This is a genomic window from Phyllobacterium sp. P30BS-XVII (assembly GCF_014138335.1).
GTDB classification, from domain to species: Bacteria; Pseudomonadota; Alphaproteobacteria; order Rhizobiales; family Rhizobiaceae; genus Phyllobacterium; species Phyllobacterium meliloti.
On the sequence record NZ_JACGXO010000008.1, the window covers coordinates 98,488 to 114,188 of the forward strand.

At 52.5% G+C, this 15,701-nt stretch carries 15 protein-coding genes; 9 read left to right on the forward strand and 6 right to left on the reverse strand.

Features of this window, described 5'->3' with window-relative positions; translation table 11 throughout:
- Nucleotides 1-4 precede the first annotated feature (4 nt).
- From FHW17_RS20335 to FHW17_RS20355, 5 genes are all read left to right on the forward strand, one after another.
- Nucleotides 5-1,051, forward strand: a complete 1,047-nt coding sequence (locus tag FHW17_RS20335) for an NAD(P)-dependent alcohol dehydrogenase (protein WP_182510692.1) — start codon at nt 5-7, stop codon at nt 1,049-1,051.
- Nucleotides 1,051-2,151 carry a sn-glycerol-3-phosphate ABC transporter ATP-binding protein UgpC gene (gene ugpC / locus FHW17_RS20340; protein ID WP_113094656.1) on the forward strand — a complete coding sequence of 367 codons (1,101 nt, stop codon included), beginning with the start codon at nt 1,051-1,053 and terminating at the stop codon, nt 2,149-2,151. The genes FHW17_RS20335 and ugpC overlap by 1 nt, the downstream gene beginning before the upstream one ends.
- 12 nt (nt 2,152-2,163) lie before the next feature.
- The gene (locus FHW17_RS20345; protein ID WP_182510693.1) at nt 2,164-3,057 is read left to right on the forward strand and encodes an AraC family transcriptional regulator; all 894 of its coding nucleotides are present in this window, start codon (nt 2,164-2,166) and stop codon (nt 3,055-3,057) included.
- 204 nt (nt 3,058-3,261) lie between these two features.
- Nucleotides 3,262-3,645: a hypothetical protein gene (locus tag FHW17_RS20350; RefSeq protein WP_182510694.1), complete on the forward strand. Its 384-nt coding sequence runs from the start codon at nt 3,262-3,264 to the stop codon at nt 3,643-3,645.
- Between the two features lie 194 nt (nt 3,646-3,839).
- Nucleotides 3,840-4,187 (forward strand): hypothetical protein, encoded by a 348-nt coding sequence (locus tag FHW17_RS20355; RefSeq protein ID WP_182510695.1) that lies wholly within the window; start codon nt 3,840-3,842, stop codon nt 4,185-4,187.
- A gap of 22 nt (nt 4,188-4,209) precedes the next feature.
- On the opposite strand, the gene FHW17_RS20360 is transcribed toward FHW17_RS20355, so the two are convergent.
- Complete coding sequence (locus FHW17_RS20360) at nt 4,210-5,733, reverse strand: FAD-dependent monooxygenase (protein WP_182510696.1); 1,524 nt, start codon at nt 5,731-5,733, stop codon at nt 4,210-4,212.
- Nucleotides 5,734-5,866: 133 nt separating this feature from the next.
- Here FHW17_RS20360 and FHW17_RS20365 point away from each other — a divergent pair, with 133 nt between their 5' ends.
- The gene (locus FHW17_RS20365) at nt 5,867-6,802 is read left to right on the forward strand and encodes a LysR family transcriptional regulator (protein ID WP_182510697.1); all 936 of its coding nucleotides are present in this window, start codon (nt 5,867-5,869) and stop codon (nt 6,800-6,802) included.
- 397 nt (nt 6,803-7,199) lie between these two features.
- The gene (locus FHW17_RS20370) at nt 7,200-7,955 is read left to right on the forward strand and encodes an FkbM family methyltransferase (RefSeq protein WP_112551981.1); all 756 of its coding nucleotides are present in this window, start codon (nt 7,200-7,202) and stop codon (nt 7,953-7,955) included.
- Between the two features lie 157 nt (nt 7,956-8,112).
- Here the strand turns inward: FHW17_RS20370 and FHW17_RS20375 are convergent, their stop codons facing one another.
- From FHW17_RS20375 to FHW17_RS20395, 5 genes are all read right to left on the reverse strand, one after another.
- Entirely contained in the window at nt 8,113-8,850 is a 738-nt protein-coding gene (locus FHW17_RS20375; protein ID WP_091881595.1) for an amino acid ABC transporter ATP-binding protein, read from the reverse strand.
- A gap of 20 nt (nt 8,851-8,870) precedes the next feature.
- Nucleotides 8,871-9,563, reverse strand: coding sequence for an ABC transporter permease subunit (locus FHW17_RS20380; RefSeq protein ID WP_091881593.1), 693 nt, complete (start codon nt 9,561-9,563; stop codon nt 8,871-8,873).
- The gene (locus FHW17_RS20385; protein WP_112522239.1) at nt 9,563-10,300 is read right to left on the reverse strand and encodes an amino acid ABC transporter permease; all 738 of its coding nucleotides are present in this window, start codon (nt 10,298-10,300) and stop codon (nt 9,563-9,565) included. The genes FHW17_RS20380 and FHW17_RS20385 overlap by 1 nt, the downstream gene beginning before the upstream one ends.
- Nucleotides 10,301-10,502: 202 nt before the next feature.
- Nucleotides 10,503-11,405, reverse strand: coding sequence for an amino acid ABC transporter substrate-binding protein (locus tag FHW17_RS20390; protein WP_112522240.1), 903 nt, complete (start codon nt 11,403-11,405; stop codon nt 10,503-10,505).
- A gap of 278 nt (nt 11,406-11,683) precedes the next feature.
- Nucleotides 11,684-12,715, reverse strand: a complete 1,032-nt coding sequence (locus FHW17_RS20395) for a bile acid:sodium symporter family protein (protein WP_112522241.1) — start codon at nt 12,713-12,715, stop codon at nt 11,684-11,686.
- A gap of 101 nt (nt 12,716-12,816) precedes the next feature.
- Here FHW17_RS20395 and FHW17_RS20400 point away from each other — a divergent pair, with 101 nt between their 5' ends.
- Nucleotides 12,817-13,677 carry a LysR substrate-binding domain-containing protein gene (locus FHW17_RS20400; protein WP_112522242.1) on the forward strand — a complete coding sequence of 287 codons (861 nt, stop codon included), beginning with the start codon at nt 12,817-12,819 and terminating at the stop codon, nt 13,675-13,677.
- Between the two features lie 227 nt (nt 13,678-13,904).
- On the forward strand, nt 13,905-15,686 hold the full coding sequence (gene gcl / locus FHW17_RS20405) for a glyoxylate carboligase (protein ID WP_112522380.1): 1,782 nt from the start codon (nt 13,905-13,907) through the stop codon (nt 15,684-15,686).
- Nucleotides 15,687-15,701: the final 15 nt, after the last annotated feature.

Genomic DNA, 15,701 nt, shown 5'->3' on the forward strand with positions numbered 1-15,701 from the left:
GAGCATGCAGGCTCTTGTTCTGGAGAAAACCCGCCACCTGTCGTTACGCGACATTGATCTTCCACTCGATCTTGGTCCCGATGACGTTAAAATTGCTATTGATACAGTCGGTATCTGCGGTAGCGATGTGCATTACTATACCCATGGCCGCATCGGACCTTATATTGTCAACGAGCCGATGGTCCTGGGGCACGAAGCGTCGGGGACTGTCGTCGAGATTGGTGCCAACGTTCGAAGCTTGCGCAAGGGCGACCGGGTCTGCATGGAACCCGGTATTGCAAACGACAAATCCCGGGCCACCCGGCTTGGACTTTATAATCTTGATCCCGATGTAGTATTTTGGGCGACACCGCCGGTGCATGGCTGTCTCACGCCGTTTGTCATTCATCCCGCTAATCTGACATTCCGATTGCCTGAGAATGTTTCATTTGCTGAAGGCGCAATGATCGAGCCATTTGCCGTCGGTATGCAGGCGGTCACAAAGGCGCGCGTAGCGCCCGGCGATACCGCACTCGTCATTGGTGCGGGTCCAATCGGCATTATGGTTGCTCTGGCGGCGCTAGCGGGTGGCTGCAGCCGCGTCATCATATCGGATATTCAGGACCCGAAGCTGGCAATCGCAGCCCGCTACGATGGGATCATTGCCGTGAACAGCCGCCACGACAATCTTGCTGCTCTTGTCAGAAAAGAGACTGACAATTGGGGTGTAGATATTGTCTTCGAAGCGAGCGGTCATCCGAGTGCATTTAAAGGTATCTTTGATTTTGTGCGGCCGGGTGGCACCGCTGTTTTCGTTGGTATGCCGGTTGAGCCGGTCAGCCTCGATCTTGTTGCAGCACAATCCAAGGAAGTGCGTATGGAAACGGTGTTCCGTTACGCGAATGTCTATGACCGGGCGCTCGCCCTCATTGCATCCGGTAAGGTTGATCTAAAACCGCTTATCGCGGGAACCTACGCTTTCAAGGACAGCATTGCAGCTTTTGAACGCGCCGCGGAAGGCCGTCCTGCTGACGTCAAGCTACAGATACATTTGGGAGAGGATACATACTGATGGCCGCTATAGTTTGCAATGAGATAACCAAGCGCTATGGCACGCATCAGGTTGTACACAAATTCGATCTTTCCGTTGAGGAGAATGAATTTGTGGTGTTCCTCGGCCCATCAGGTTGCGGCAAATCCACGATATTGCGCATGCTGGCTGGCCTCGAGGAGATCTCGGATGGCGAACTCACTATTGCTGGCAAGATTGTCAATGATCTGCCACCGCGTGATCGCGACATTGCCATGGTCTTTCAGAACTATGCGCTCTATCCGCATATGAGCGTATTCGGCAACATAGCCTTTGGTCTCAAACGTCTGAAAGTTTCAAAACCGGAAATCGAGCGGCGTGTGAAGGAAGTGGCTTCACTGCTTGGTCTTGATCCCTATCTGGAGCGCAAGCCCGCCGCTCTATCAGGTGGACAGCAGCAACGCGTTGCAATTGCCCGGGCCATGATCAAGACGCCGGCAGTCTTTCTCTTTGATGAGCCGCTTTCCAATCTCGATGCAAAACTGCGCAATCATATGCGTGTCGAAATTGCGCGTCTGCATCAGTCATTAAAAACCACCACCGTTTACGTCACGCATGACCAGTTGGAAGCCATGACACTGGCAGACAGAATAGTTCTGTTGAAGGATGGACGGATTGAACAATTGGGTACGCCAAGAGAGATTTACGAAAATCCTCTCACCAAATTTGTCGCAAGCTTCATTGGTACGCCTCCAATGAATTTCATTGACATGACCGTATCATCAGGGGGTTCGAAATACATATTGTCCAATGGTGATACAAAGCTGGAGGTCAGCAGGCAGCGATATACCCTTGAAGACGGCAAGACCGTTACCGTTGGGATACGACCTGCCCATCTGGATGTGGCTACATCAGCCAATAATACGAACATCCTTTCTGGAGCTGTCGATCTGATCGAATATCTTGGCAATGAGGCCCTGATAAATTTCAGTCTGGGCACGGTAGAAATAGGCGCATTGCTTGATTCCGGCGCGTGTCCGCAGCTCAAGCAGCCCTGCCGGTTGACCGTGGATGAAAAGCATATTCATATCTTCGACAAGGAGACGGAGCGGACATTGATCCGCCACTCACTCCAGGCGTGACGCGAGGTGACAATGGCGATCGGCTTTGCAAAAAACGCAGAACTCGAGCACATATTTTGTGATCCGGGCCAATCGTTCCGGTGGTTCACGCATGACTATCCGTACCGGCTTGCATGCTGGAACTATCATCCTGAATACGAAATTCACCTGATTACCCAATCAAGTGGAACGGCTTTTGTGGGTGATTATATCGGTGATTTTCAACCGGGAAACCTGTGCCTTGTTGGCTCCAATTTGCCGCACGAATGGGTAAGCACCAATTTCGGAGATGGGGTGCTCAAGGACCGGGATATGGTTCTGCAATTCGATCCGCAGATTTTCGCGCGTACCGCCGAAATCATGCCAGAAATGGCAACGCCCCGTATTCTGCTTGACCAAGCTTTGCGGGGTCTGCAATTTTATGGGACAGCCGAAGAACAGGGTATCGATCTGATGCGTAGGATCGGCAAGGTTCATGGGCTGCAGCGACTCGCTTTGTTCTTTGAGCTTATATCGCTGATGGCCGAAAGCGATGAGAAGGTCATTCTTTCAAGCCGTGACTACGCTCCCAATCTGGATGCTGACAGCGCAGCAATCATGCAGCGCGTGACATCCTATATTCTTGGCAATCTTTACAATGATGTGCGCATGTCCGTTGCCGCAGATTTGGCGGGGATGACACCTTCCACATTCTCCCGCTACTTCAAGAAAACCACAGGCAAAAATTTCGTGGACTATATCCACAAGCTCCGGATTAGTCGGGCCTGTAATATGATCAATGAGCAGACAGAGCCGATCACGTCGATTTGCTTTAATGTCGGCTACAAGAATATTTCAAACTTTAACCGCCATTTCAAAAGGGAGTGTGGTTTAACCCCGTCAGATTACAGAAAGCTCGCTGCAGCCCCCCGCACGAAACAGTTCTAGCAGTGGGGCAGCTATTTGCGGCGTCGGGGTCAAACGCCGCCAGAAATTTGGAGGCATGACTAAGACAATGCTCAATTACCGGCAAATGCCAGCAGAACAGATTTTTGAGTTCCTTTAAGCATTGTCCACGAGCTTGCAAAACTTTGTTCACTTACAATCTCAGTCCGTTTTGGTGAAACAGTTTGGCGCCTATCCGGGGAACCGATGTCATTGTCTATAGCTTCGATCCTTGCATGCGATAAAACCGAACGAATGCGCCTGATAATCATCGTGGCGATCAGTCTTTCACTGGTCTGGACTTCCTTGGCCGGAGCCAAAACCCAGTTCGGCCCGGGTGCTGTGACTTGTGAGACTTTCCTGAAAGACATCCGAAAGCACCACGCTGTGGGTCAAGATTATCGCAACTGGATTGCTGGTTTCTTGAGCGGGTTCAATGAGACCTTGCCTGGGCCAGACGCCTTGAAGGAAGGCCAACAAGATCAATATTTCAGGGCGGTGGAAAGCAAATGTAGAGCGATGCCCAGCCAACCCGTGTCGGATGCGATCATAGACTTGGAGATAGAACTCAGGACCAAGCTTGGGGAGTAGAAGGAACTCTCCCTCAAATAGGCATTTATACTCGACTGCGCCGACCCGGATCAAAACTAATGAAGGCCATTTTCCGTCCTCGATTTCAAAGGTTTCTCATGTCGACTTTACCCATGCGGTTAACAGGTATCGCAATCTGTCTTTTCATGAGCGGAACCTCGGTCTCAACCCGCGCGGCGCCAGTGGAATCCCACGTGGAGGTTTCGTCCGGATTCCAAAAGACCTTCACCGTTTCGGGAAAAACGGCTTTATCGCTCGGCACGCAGCGACGCTCGCGGATCGGGCCCGATACTACAGGCGTTGGTGAGATTACCATCGGCCTCGCGCCTGCTGGTGGTGCCGTTGGCGTCGCAAAGCTCCATGTCTTTGAGCGAACGGCCGTCGCCGTGGGTTTTACAGCGACAGCCCTTAAGGGGGCGGACGTTATTGAAACCGTGCATGTTTGCGGTCGTCTCGATATGGATGCATGGGTCGGTCTGTCGGCTGAGACAACAAGTGTCCGTGTGTTTGCCTTCGTTCCTGTCAAAGGCGATTGCTCATAAGTCTTTCACAATCGCTCTGCTTTCAGTCTTGACCGAGCCAGCGCGATGCGGCTTGGGCGAGGTCTTCGATGTTAGGAGGACCGTTGCTGGCCCAAGCGACAAACCCATCGGGGCGCACGAGCACTGCACACAGGCCCATTCGATCCTTGACGTCGCTCGCGACATACGTGATCCGGCTATCCCAGTGGCCCCCAAGCGCCCGAAGTGATGTATCAACATCAAAGTCCAGCAGCAGGCCCTTTCCGTCACTGAGAAGCTTGCCGAGCTTCGTTCCGTCGGCCAACTCGAAGTCGGGAGCGCTGCGGCCTACCAGCGGATGGCTGTCGCCAATATCGTAGCGCAGAGAAACACCCCACACACGTTCGGCGAAGTAGGTCGCGCCATCGCGTGTGTCGATGAGATCGCGAATAATGGCTTCGAGAGCGCGCGAACTCCGGCTTGGCCGCATGAGAGCAACCTGAGCGCGTGACCAGTCAAGAACCTGCGCCCCCACCGGATGCCGTTCGCTGAAATAAGTATCAAGAAGATCCGCCGGCGCATCGCCGTGAATTGTGGAAGCCAGCTTCCAACCGAGGTTCATGGCGTCACCAAGCCCGAGGTTCAACCCTTGGCCGCCTAAGGGGGAATGGATATGTGCTGCGTCACCGGCGAGCAACACCCGCCCTTTGCGGTAATCGGTCGCCTGATAGGCGCGATCGGTCCAGGTCGTGGCGAGCTTCAATGCCGCCAAAGTAACGTCGACACCAGAAACACGGCGCAATACTGCCTGTACGTGCTCAAGCGTTATCGGTCGGGTTCTATGGAAGTCGCCCCCGTCGAATTCAACCATCGCGATGGTTCCGGGGCGTGAGTATGTAAACATGCCCGTCGGAGTGTAGTGGCGGCCCAGGCTGAGCTTATCTGGATCGACCATCTCGACTTCAACGGAATAGCCGGTGAATTCCGGATCAGTACCGACGAATTCAAAGTCACCCGCCTTGCGCACGGCACTGCGGCCGCCGTCACAACCGACGAGCCAGCGTCCGCGAAACGTCTCAACTCCAGCACGAATAGTTACGTCGCCATCTGATTGTTCGAAGCCTTCGACGCTGAAGCCACGTCTGATCTCCACCCCCATCGCACTTGCGCGGGCGGCGAGGGTGGATTCGAGATGCTCCATTTCGACTGCCATGCTGGTGCCAGCAGGACTTGGGAGACGGTATTGCCACTTCGAGGTGTCGATGTTGTCGTCGTAGAACTGGATACCTGCGAAATGCCCTCCCGGACGGCGCGGCTGTTGCATCCAATGTGCGGCACTCGAGGAATTGCTGCTCGAGCCATCTTTCGCACGCTGTGGTATCGCGATGCTGTCAAGCAATCCGCGGCGGTAGAAAGCTTCGATGGTGGGCAGTGAAAGGCCGCGCATACCGAACGGGAGGCGCTTTAAGGGAGATTGCGGGTCTTCAGCTTGTTCCAATACCAATACCGAGATGTCTGCAAGGCGCAGTTCACAGGCGAGAAACAGGCCAACGGGGCCAGCGCCAGCGATGACGACATCATAGATCATGGATAAATTCCTTAGTCAGTTTCAACGTTACCCCATCGAACGTACCTGACATCTCAGGTTGATCTCGGGATTTGGGGCTCATCGCTGCACAGTAATTCTTTCGCAATTATCGATCCAATGATATATCTTCATCATGTCCATGCACCAAATTGATTTATCACGCGCCGATCTCAATCTGCTGGTCGTTTTTGAGGTTTTGATGGAGGAGCGGCATGTCGGCCGGGCCGCCAAGCGGCTTTGCTTGTCTCAATCGGCCACCAGTCATGCCCTTGGTCGCCTGCGTGGCATGTTCAACGATCCACTTTTCGTCCGCAACCCTCGCGGCATCGAGCCAACGCCGAGATCCAGGGAGTTGTCGCAATCAATCAGCGATACGCTCACGCAGATCAGGGGGTTCTTAAACCCTGTCGCTGCGTTTGATCCGGCCAAGCTGCAGCGTACATTTCGTATCGCCACTCACGACTATGCCATTGCTGTGCTTGTCGCGCCGCTTATGGCCTCTTTGAGAACGGAAGCGCCCGGGGTGGACTTGCGGTGTATCAACATCCATCCCGAAAAGGTTTTGGAAGAACTCGACCGCGGGACGGTGGATTGTGCCTTAGGCGGGCTTCACGGGCTGAAGGCCGAGCGGGTGACACGCAGTGTCGTTTTTGCAGACCGGTTCGTAGGCGTTGCGCGACGAGATCACCCACGTCTTGGCAATGGAACCATGACGCTCGATGATTTTGTCGACACGCCACAGGTCTTGATATCGCCGGGCGGCGAGGCTCGCGGTGACATTGATGAAGCGCTCAAACTTCTTGGCCGGGAACGGCGGATCGCGATTACCGTGCCGAATTTCCTCACTTTGCCATTGATCGTGCAAAGCACCGACCTCATCGGGGTTCTACCTGAACGTTTAATGGTTCAAATCGCCGGGGCCGGTTCATTGATGATTTTTGATCTGCCCTTAAAAATCGAGCCTATCATCAGCAGCATGTTGGCTTTAACCCCTCTTGCCGCGCAGCCTGAGATGCAATGGCTACACAAACTTTTTGAACGTGCGGCGCGGAGTACAATCCGCCAATAACGAGCCGTGCCCCATAACTTCTACCAGAGGAAGATGGACTTGCGATTTTATAATTAACTGGGGAGTAGAAGCAATTGATTATAAAAAAAATATAAGTATTTTGTCTATTAGTTTCCGCAATAATTCTGTTTTTAAATTGATTTGCGACGTCAATTAAAAATATTACCTCTATGTAACTGTTAGTGTTTAAAATAAAAATTTTAAGAAATAAAAAGAAATCTTCAAACTGTGAATGTGAATATTTATATGTAGAATATCAAAAATTTATTTATCCATATCAAGGCATTAAATGATGCCTCTGGTTGATTGACCTCAGTCGATCATGTATCACTGCGATGGGTTGCAGTAAGTTTTCTTTCAGTTGATCACGCTAGTCTTGTATAAGGGGCGAACTAACATGTCAGAAGTCTTTGAACCGTTTATCGCTAGAGAGAGAATTGTTGGGCCACATAAGTTTGACGTCCATATTGAGGACAAGCTGGCTAGCCAGTGGTACAATTATCCCAATCAATGGCAGGTCGAGCGGCAATGGTGGATCGACACAATCAAGCCTGGCTCGACAGTCCTTGATTGTGGTGCCCATCAGGGCGTAACCACTGTTCTCTTAGCCCTATGCACGGGGCCAACAGGTGTGGTTCACGCTTGGGAGGCGTCGCCGAGTAACGCGGCCATGATTGAGCGCAATGCAAAGCTGAACAATCTTAAGAACATTGTTGTTCATCCTCGCGCGGCTGGGGATCGGAAAGGTATGTTGCCGGTTCTGGACAATTCAGGCGCATTTGTGGTTCTCCCCTCGGATCAAGATCCAAGAATGTCAACGAAAGTCGAAGTCGTCAGGCTCGATGATGATTATGATCGCTCCAGAAAGGTCGATTTTCTGAAAATCGACGTGGATGGTGCCGAACTGGAAGTGATTCTCGGGGCACCAAAGATTTTGTCTGATCGGCCTTATATCAACCTCGAAATACACAATTATCTCTTCGATGATCCAGTTAGGACTATGTCGAAGATCATCAAAATATTTCAGGATCTGGAATACAGCTTCACAGTGGATGGTTATGACGGGAAGGAAGTTGTCGACGCTGGTATGTCCCCGGACATTGCTTGGTTGACGAGCTTCAAATTTGCGCAACTCTTCTGCACGCCAGTATAAACCGCCACTGTCCAATAGGCGTACTCGCCGCTCTTTGGCGGCGAGCTGTCCAAAAGACCAACGCTGGTGACATGCGAGGAGGAGAAATTAGCGGGTCATGCTCCACGCGCCTTTGCTCCGTCGCCTATGGTGGCGGAAAGATCACACGCAGGTTGCATTAGTACTGCAGAATCTTATTGAGAAATTCCCGCGTGCGGGGCTGGCGATCTTCGATTTTGCCAAAGAACTCATCCTTGGTCGTATCTTCAAGGATCCGGCCACCGACATCCATGAAAATGACGCGGTTTGATACCTTCCGGGCAAAGCCCATTTCGTGTGTCACCACCATCATGGTCATGCCTTCGGAGGCAAGACCCACCATAACGTCAAGCACTTCGCCCACCATCTCTGGATCAAGCGCCGATGTGGGCTCGTCAAACAGCATGATAATCGGGTCCATCGACAGGGCGCGCGCGATAGCCACGCGCTGTTGCTGGCCGCCCGAGAGTTGACCCGGAAACTTGTTCTGGTGATCGATGAGGCCGACGCGTTCCAGCATTTGCAGGCCGCGCTTTCTGGCTTCGTCCTTGCGGCGGCCAAGCACTTTCATCTGAGCAATGGTGAGATTATCAGTCACTGACAGATGCGGGAACAGCTCGAAATGCTGAAAGACCATCCCGACGCGGCTTCGCAGTTTGGGCAGGTCCGTTGCCTTGTCGTGGACAGCGACGCCGTCGATCCAGATCTCGCCCTTCTGGATGGGTTCCAGGGCATTGATGGTCTTGATCAATGTGGACTTGCCGGAACCGGACGGCCCACAGACAACAACGACTTCACCCTTGTTGATTTTAACGGAGCAGTCGTTGAGAACCTGGGTCGCGCCGTACCATTTTGAAACGCTTTTCATCTCGATCATTTTGATTGGCGTCCTTCAGTTCAGCGCACAATGCGGATTTTTTGGTTCAGTCTCTTGACGAGCATGGATAGGAAAAAAGAGATAGCAAAGTAGACCACGGCGGCAAGAAGATATGTTTCAATTCTCCGGCCAAACGTGTTCCCCATGATCTCAAATCCCTTGAGGATGTCATAGGCGCCGATGGCATAAACCAGCGACGTATCCTGAAACAGCACGATTGTCTGGGTCAGGAAAACCGGGAGCATGTTCCGGATCGCCTGGGGCAGGATAATATAACGCATATTCTGTCCATAGGTCATCCCAAGGGCTTGACCTGCGGAACTTTGACCACGGGGCAGGGATTGAATACCAGCGCGTACGATCTCGCTGAAGAATGCAGCTTCGAACACAATGAAGGTGATCAGGGCGCAAATCTCGGCCCTGTATTTCTGGCCGCTACCACCGGGAAACAGATCATAAAAGCTTGATGGGACCAGCAGGAAAAACCAGAGGAGCACCATTACAAGCGGAACACTGCGAAACACGTTAACATACCAGGTCGAAAGATATACCAGTGGTTTGATACCGGACAGACGCAGCAGGGCAATGATTGTTCCCAGCGCAATACCGCCAATCGTCGCTGCGATGGTGAGGGAAATACTGAAGTACAAGCCACTGATCAAATAGTTGCTGATATTGGCCCAGGTATAAAAAGAAAAATCAAGCGTAGTCATCAGTGTCCCCCCTGTGCCTGCGCCGTGAGGCCGGGTATGGACGTTCGCCGTTCGATGAGGGACATAACCCGATTAACTGCCAGTGCGGTGATGGCATAGAGCAAAGTCGCCGCCAGATAGACTTCCACACCACGCGAGGTTTCTTCCTGTGTCTGCATGGCAAAGCTGATCAATTCCGGTATCGATACCGCGAAGGCTACCGACGAGTTCTTGACGATGTTCATCGCTTCGCTGGTCAGCGGTGGAATAATGATGCGAAACGTCTGTGGTAAAATCACATAGCGATAGGTTTGCAACTGGGTGAAGCCAACCGCAAGACCGGCATTACGCTGGCCGGCGGGCAAAGCCTGAATACCAGCCCGAATCTGCTCGGCGATCCGAGCCGACGTGAAAAATCCAAGAGCGCAGCATGCTAGTACGAAGCCGGGCACGCTTCTCATTCCCGGTACAAGCTCCGAGATCACAAAGAACCAGATAAAGAGCTGGACGAGGATCGGGATGTTACGGAACAGCTCAACCCATGTTGCGGCAAAGGTAGAAATGATCTTGTGTCCGGTAATCGTTCGCAAGGTGCCAATGATGATGCCGAACACCAGAGCAATCACGAGAGAGCAAAATGCAACCGCGACTGTATATCCCCACGCAGACATCATCCATTGAAAGTAGGTTACACCGTCACCCCGGTCGTCCCAGAGAAACTGCCAGTGGTCCCACACGTTCTGCCAATATGCCATCATACTTTGCCCACTCGTCCACAAATCAATCCCCGGTCGATCAGCTTGAACAGAAGAACAGGTGAGGACAAGACTAACCGGCTGCCACACTTGCTCCAACTGCCATGCGAACGAAGGATATTGCCTCAGATCGCTTTGGACGCGCTACACGATCAGTGAGGGCGCGTCCAGATACTTCCGATCAAACCTGGCAATGACCGTGAGACTATTGACCGGGTTGCTTATATTCTTCAGTTGGCTTGTCGTTCGGATTAGCCCAAGCTTCCTTGGTTGCTTCGGAAGCTGGCATGTTCAGCGAAACATTGTTCGGTGGAATCGGCTGCATGAACCACTTGTCATAAAGCTTGGCGATGGCACCCGATTTGATCTGTTCGACAACGCTTTCGTCGACCGCTTTCTTGAACTCAGGATCGTCCTTGCGGATCATGATCGCGATAGGCTCAACAGACAAAACTTCCGGCAAAATCTTAAAATCACCAGGATTTTGCGCCCTTGCAATATTCGCAGCAAGGATCGAAACGTCCATGACAAAGGCATCGGCCCGGCCGCTTTGCAGCAGGAGGAAGCTGTCTGCATGGTCTTTGCCATAAACTTCGCCGAACGTTACGTCTTTGGCCCGCTTGTTTTTCCGCAGTGTCTGTACGGAGGTCGTGCCAGTTGTGGTCGCAACGTTCTTGCCGTTCAGATCCTCCAGCTTGTTGATGCCGGAGTTTGCACGGACAGCGATCTTAATTTCCTCGACATAGACAGTGTCGGCAAATGCAACATCTTTTGCACGGGCAGCATTATTTGTCGTTGACCCACATTCGAGATCAACAGTGCCGTTTTGAACCAGAGGCACACGATTTTGTGATGTCACGGGTTGATATCGAATATCAAGTTTTTCGAGACCAAGTTTCTTTTTGATATCCGCAATAATATTCTGACAGACATCATAATGATAACCCGTATAGACGCCATTACCGAGCGTGTAGGCCAATCCAGAAGATTCTCTTACGCCCTGCGTAATAGAGCCCGAGGACTTGATTTTGTCCAAAGTGCCGTCAGCATGGGCTGCAGACCCAAGGGCAGCAACGATTATTGTTGCCGCGATCAGAATTTTTTTCATTTTTTCCTCCAGTTCGAATGCCGCGACTATGGCCGCATTCGAAGCATTTGAAAAGCACTTACAACTCTGATTTGCCCGATGTCAGGCTAAGTCTGCAAGCAAGAAGCTTGGTTTTATGTCTGAAATTATGCTGCGCCAATGGCAGATTGCCGGTGCGAAGGGGCTCTGAGTGATTGTCGTCACCAATTCGGACTTCTATGAATTGTTCTCGGTCGAGCGGTCCGACGTCGCTCGTCATGCTTCAAATGCAATATAGGAAAACCTGCACGGAGCGCCCGTTAGCCAGCGGCTTTGACAGGGAGACTGCCCTTGTCTTTCGCGGGCTCCGCCAAAGCCTCGGCGGCTTTTTTCTTCTTCCTCGCATCGGCATATCTCTGTGCAATGACGGCACAGGTCATAAGCTGGATCTGATGGAACAGCATGAGCGGCAGGACAATGCTGCCAATGCTCTGCCCGGCAAAGATCACGGTGGCGATTGGCACACCGCTGGCAAGACTTTTCTTCGAACCGCAGAACGTGATGGCAATTTCGTCCTCTTTCGAAAAGCCGAGCACGCGGCTTCCATACATGGTCGTTGTCAGAACCAGTGCAAGAATGACGATATCCACACCAATGATGACTGCGAGATCGCGCAGTGATGTCGTTTGCCACAGGCCTTCATTCACCGAGTCACTGAAGGCGAGATAAACCACCATCAGGATGGAGCCGCGATCAACCGGCATCAAAATCTTCTTCTGACGGCGGATAAATTCGCCAATTAGTGGCTGCAGAATTTGGCCGAGAACAAACGGTGCGAGCAATTGCAGGAGAATGGACAGAAGGGCATCAAGCGAGAACCCGACATGGCCGCTGGCCGAGAACAATATGCCCGCCAGAAGCGGCGTTAAAAACATGCCGAAGATATTTGAGGCGGACGCCGCACAAATGGCGGCAGGTACATTTCCGCCAGCAATAGAAGTGAATGCAATGGAGGATTGCACAGTGGAGGGGAGCACGCAGAGAAACAGGATACCCGTATAGAAGGAAGCTGGCAGAATGGTGGGAACGAGAGATCCGGCGGCAAGTCCGAAAATCGGGAACAACACAAATGTTGCTGCGAGAATTGTCAGGTGCAGCCGCCAATGGAGGAACCCGGCAATCACCACGCTGCGGGACAAGCGAGCACCATGCAGAAAAAACAACAGTCCGATCGCCACTTTCGTTGCCAAGCCGAAATAATCAGCGGCAATACCACTCACGGGAAAGAGAGATGCCAACGCGATCATCGCAACGAGCATCAGGGTGAAATTGTCAGGCAAAAAGCGGCGCATGATAGATTAGTCCAGCACGATATGTTTGCGGTAGCATCTACTATCATGATACAAGATGCAAGAAATAACACTTATCATGTTTCTGGATTTCAGGATCATCTATGCTCGATCTCACGCAATTGCGCAGTTTCGTTGCCCTTGAACAAATGGGGAGCTTTTCGCTTGCAGCCAAAAAGCTTGGGCTGGGGCAGTCCACAGTCAGTCAGCATATCCAGAGGCTTGAGGCGCAGCTTGGACGCAATCTTGTCCAGCGTGATACCCATCATCTGGCCCTTACGTCCGATGGCGAGGCGCTGCTCGCCCATGCGCGCAATATGCTCAGCATTAATGGCGAAGTGCAGGCGCTGTTCGCGGAAAGCAGTTTGCGTGGGCATTTTCGCCTCGGCGTTTCGGAAGATTTCGTCACCAGCCGACTCCCCGGCGTCCTTGAAGATTTTGCTCGCGCACATCCCTCGGTAGACCTCGAACTCACGGTAGCGATAAGCGGTGTTCTCTATGAAATGCTGGATCGTGGTGAAATCGACCTTCTGCTCGCCAAGCGCAAGCCGGGCGATGCGCGTGGCCAGGTTGCGTTTCGCGAACCGCGCGTCTGGCTTGCGCGTGATCCCGATCGCATATTGGCGGGACACAAGGCATTGCCGTTGATCGCTTTCCCGCCACCCAGCCTTACACGCAGCGCTGTGCTCCAAGCTTTGGAAAGACATCAAATCCCATGGCGGATTGTCTGCACATGCGGCAGTCTGAGTGGCCTTATTGCAGCGGCACGAGCAGGCATGGGTATTCTCGTGCAGTCGAAAAGTATGATGCCATTGGGCTTGCAGGAATTTCCCGCCGGACGTCTGCCGCCGCTCGAAGATGTTGAGTTCGTGCTTGTTCCGCGAGAGGGTACGGACCGGAACCTGATCTCTGCCTTGTCCAAGGAAATTCTCTGGAATGTCAGGAATTTCCCGGTGGCAACGTAAGCCTCAGCAGTTTCCCCTACCACACCCCAGCATCCGTAAATCTACCCATCCTTGGAACATCAGGGAGGTGAAGTTGCGTCCAGTTTTCTGCCCTTACCCTAATAGGGCGAGTTTGGGTTTCGCCATTTTGTTGAAAGTGTTTATTTCCATAATATGAAAATTAATTCCATTTAATGTTGATATAGAAATTTTATGGATTATGATCTCACTAAATTGGAGGAATGATCATGACCAAAATGCGTGCTGTCGATGCTGCAGTTCTTATCCTTGAAAAAGAGGGGATTGATTGCGCCTTTGGAGTGCCCGGTGCGGCCATCAATCCATTTTACTCTGCGCTTAGGGCGCGGGGGTCTGTTCGCCACATTCTGGCGCGCCATGTGGAAGGTGCCTCGCATATGGCGGAAGGCTATACCCGTGCAAATCACGGCAATATTGGTGTTTGCATCGGCACATCAGGGCCTGCAGGAACGGATATGATCACCGGTCTTTATTCCGCATCGGCTGATTCAATCCCGATCCTTTGCATCACTGGGCAAGCGCCGCGTGCGCGCCTTGATAAGGAGGATTTTCAGGCGGTTGACATTGCCTCGATTGCCAAGCCGGTGACCAAATGGGCGGTGACAGTGATGGAGCCCGGCCTTGTTCCCTATGTTTTCCAGAAGGCCTTTCATATCATGCGCTCGGGCCGTCCGGGTCCGGTGCTGATCGATCTGCCCGTTGATGTCCAGTTGGCAGAAATCGAATTTGATGCTGATACCTATGAGCCATTGGAGCCCTATAAGCCGGTAGCGACCCGCGCGCAGGCGGAAAAGGCGCTTGCGATGCTCAATGCATCGGAACGTCCCGTGATCATTGCAGGTGGCGGGATTATCAATGCCGATGCTTCCGATCTTCTGGTTGAGTTCGCCGAAATAACAGGTGTTCCGGTTATTCCTACATTGATGGGTTGGGGGACCATCCCGGATGATCACGCACTGATGGCTGGTATGTGCGGCCTGCAGACCTCACATCGCTACGGCAATGCGACATTGCTTGCATCGGATTTTGTCCTTGGTGTCGGTAATCGCTGGGCCAACCGCCACACCGGTAACGTTTCCACCTATACGGAAGGGCGCAAATTCGTCCATGTCGATATCGAACCAACCCAGATCGGACGTGTCTTTGCGCCTGACTTTGGCATCGTCTCCGATGCAGGCGAGGCGCTGAAACTCTTCCTCGATGTTGCCACGGAGTGGAAAACTGCGGGAAAGCTGCGCGACTGGTCGCATTGGGCGCTTGAATGTGGCGAACGCAAGCGGACCATGCTGCGCAAGACGCATTTCGACCAGATACCGCTGAAGCCACAGCGGGTTTATGAGGAGATGAACAAGGCATTTGGCCGGGATACATGTTACGTGACCACCATCGGTCTGAGCCAGATAGCCGGGGCACAGTTTCTGCATGTGTACCGTCCACGCAACTGGATCAATTGTGGTCAGGCCGGACCACTTGGCTGGACATTACCCGCAGCCCTTGGGGTGCGTGCCGCCGATCCACAGCGGACTATTGTGGCATTGTCTGGTGACTATGACTTCCAGTTCATGATTGAAGAACTGGCCGTTGGTGCCCAGCACAAACTGCCGTATCTGCATGTGGTTGTGAACAATTCCTATCTCGGTCTTATCCGTCAGGCGCAGCGCGGCTTCAACATGGATTTCGAAGTGTCGCTTGCCTTCGACAATATCAATGCGTCGGGAGATGCGGAGAAAGGCTACGGCGTTGATCATGTTGCCGTTGCAGAAGGGTTGGGCTGCAAGGCCATTCGTGTTCGCAGTCCCAACCAGTTCACGGAAGCTTTCGAACAGGCGAAGGCGCTGATGGAAGAGCATCAGGTTCCCGTTGTTGTCGAGGTCATTCTCGAACGGGTCACTAACATCGCAATGGGTCTGGATATCAATTCCGTTGTCGAATTCGAAGAACTGGCAGCACAGCCCGAGGATGCACCCGCCACAGTTGGCGCTTTCAACTGAACAAGTGAATGCCAT